At 41.4% G+C, this 2326-nt stretch carries 2 tRNA genes and 1 rRNA gene; all 3 read right to left on the bottom strand.

The window, feature by feature from the left end:
- Positions 1-2: 2 nt before the first annotated feature.
- A tRNA-Ile gene (locus CQA76_RS08785) sits at positions 3-79 on the bottom strand.
- Positions 80-85: 6 nt separating this feature from the next.
- Positions 86-161 (bottom strand) — tRNA-Ala (locus tag CQA76_RS08780).
- A gap of 94 nt (positions 162-255) precedes the next feature.
- Positions 256-1768: ribosomal RNA gene (locus tag CQA76_RS08775) — 16S ribosomal RNA — on the bottom strand.
- Positions 1769-2326: the final 558 nt, after the last annotated feature.

The following is a 2326-nucleotide window of genomic DNA, read 5'->3' as shown; positions in this document are numbered from 1 at the left end:
AATGGTGGGCCTAACAAGACTTGAACTTGTGACCTCACCCTTATCAGGGGTGCACTCTAACCAGCTGAGCTATAGGCCCTTATCATGGTGGAGAATAGCGGGATCGAACCGCTGACCTCCTGCGTGCAAAGCAGGCGCTCTCCCAGCTGAGCTAATTCCCCATAAATTAGCTTTTCATCAATCTTTGAAATCTAAACAAGGATGATTGAGTTTATATGAACTAATGGTTGTGAGACTCATTAGTTTGTACTCTAGAAAGGAGGTGATCCAACCGCAGGTTCTCCTACGGTTACCTTGTTACGACTTCACCCCAGTCGCTGATTCCACTGTGGACGGTAACTAGTTTAGTATTCCGGCTTCGAGTGAAATCAACTCCCATGGTGTGACGGGCGGTGAGTACAAGACCCGGGAACGTATTCACCGTAGCATGGCTGATCTACGATTACTAGCGATTCCGGCTTCATGCTCTCGAGTTGCAGAGAACAATCCGAACTGGGACATATTTTATAGATTTGCTCCACCTCGCGGTATTGCGTCTCATTGTATATGCCATTGTAGCACGTGTGTCGCCCTGGGCATAAGGGCCATGATGACTTGACGTCGTCCACACCTTCCTCCTCCTTACGAAGGCAGTCTATTTAGAGTGCTCACCCGAAGTGTTAGCAACTAAATACGTGGGTTGCGCTCGTTGCGGGACTTAACCCAACATCTCACGACACGAGCTGACGACAGCCGTGCAGCACCTGTCTCTAAGTTCTAGCAAGCTAGCACCCTCATATCTCTATAAGGTTCTTAGGATATCAAGCCCAGGTAAGGTTCTTCGCGTATCTTCGAATTAAACCACATGCTCCACCGCTTGTGCGGGTCCCCGTCTATTCCTTTGAGTTTTAATCTTGCGACCGTACTCCCCAGGCGGTACACTTAATGCGTTAGCTGCATTACTGAGATGACTAGCACCCCAACAACTAGTGTACATCGTTTAGGGCGTGGACTACCAGGGTATCTAATCCTGTTTGCTCCCCACGCTTTCGCGCCTTAGCGTCAGTTGAGTTCCAGCAGATCGCCTTCGCAATGGGTATTCTTGGTGATATCTACGGATTTTACCCCTACACCACCAATTCCATCTGCCTCTCCCTCACTCTAGATTACCAGTTTCCCAAGCAGTTTAATGGTTAAGCCATTAGATTTCACAAGAGACTTGATAATCCGCCTACGCGCCCTTTACGCCCAGTGATTCCGAGTAACGCTTGCACCCTCCGTATTACCGCGGCTGCTGGCACGGAGTTAGCCGGTGCTTATTCCTTAGGTACCGTCAGAATTCTTCCCTAAGAAAAGGAGTTTACGCTCCGAAAAGTGTCATCCTCCACGCGGCGTTGCTGCGTCAGGGTTTCCCCCATTGCGCAATATTCCCTACTGCTGCCTCCCGTAGGAGTCTGGACCGTGTCTCAGTTCCAGTGTGACTGATCATCCTCTCAGACCAGTTAAGCGTCATAGCCTTGGTAAGCCATTACCTTACCAACTAGCTGATACTATATAGTCTCATCCTACACCGAAAAACTTTCCCTACTCAACTTATGTTAAGTAGGAGTATGGGGTATTAGCAGTCGTTTCCAACTGTTGTCCCCCAGTGTAGGGCAGATTAACTATACCTTACTCACCCGTGCGCCACTAATCCACTTCTAGCAAGCTAAAAGCTTCATCGTTCGACTTGCATGTATTAGGCACGCCGCCAGCGTTCACTCTGAGCCAGGATCAAACTCTCCATAAAAATATAGAAAAGTTTAATCTTTTTCTTCAAAGAAAAAGTATTTAAAAGATTAAATTATAAAAATAAAAAACTTTAAACTTTTAAAGTAAAACTTCAAAAGGTCTTTTATATTTTTTAATTTAATGATTAATATTTAGAATGATTTTACATCATTGCTTCTTATTATTAATAGAATAATTAAATCTATTAATCTGGCTCAATCGATCACTTATTTAGATTTCAAAGATTGACTATAAGATTTGAAATAACAATACTAAATTAAAAGAACAAAACAAAAAATCTTTATCAATCAAATTAAGTTAAAATAAAATTACAGATTTGTATTTTTAAATTTCAGAAAATCATTTAATTTGACAATAAACACAAAGAAGTTGTTTTTAAATCCATCTTAATATCAATAAAAGATATTTTATAAATTAATCAAAGCAAAGCTTAAATTAAATTACAAAATTATAATTTATTAAGTATTTGATGAAACTTCTTTTTAAGATTTTAAGTCCTTTTTAGATAAAAAAAGGAAATGAAAGTATAACTAATTAAGCTTAAAGGGGGATTAAA

Origin of the sequence: Campylobacter aviculae (assembly GCF_005406215.1) — a bacterium.
Classification (GTDB): domain Bacteria; phylum Campylobacterota; class Campylobacteria; order Campylobacterales; family Campylobacteraceae; genus Campylobacter_D; species Campylobacter_D aviculae.
This window is presented reverse-complemented; position numbering and strand designations above follow the sequence as displayed.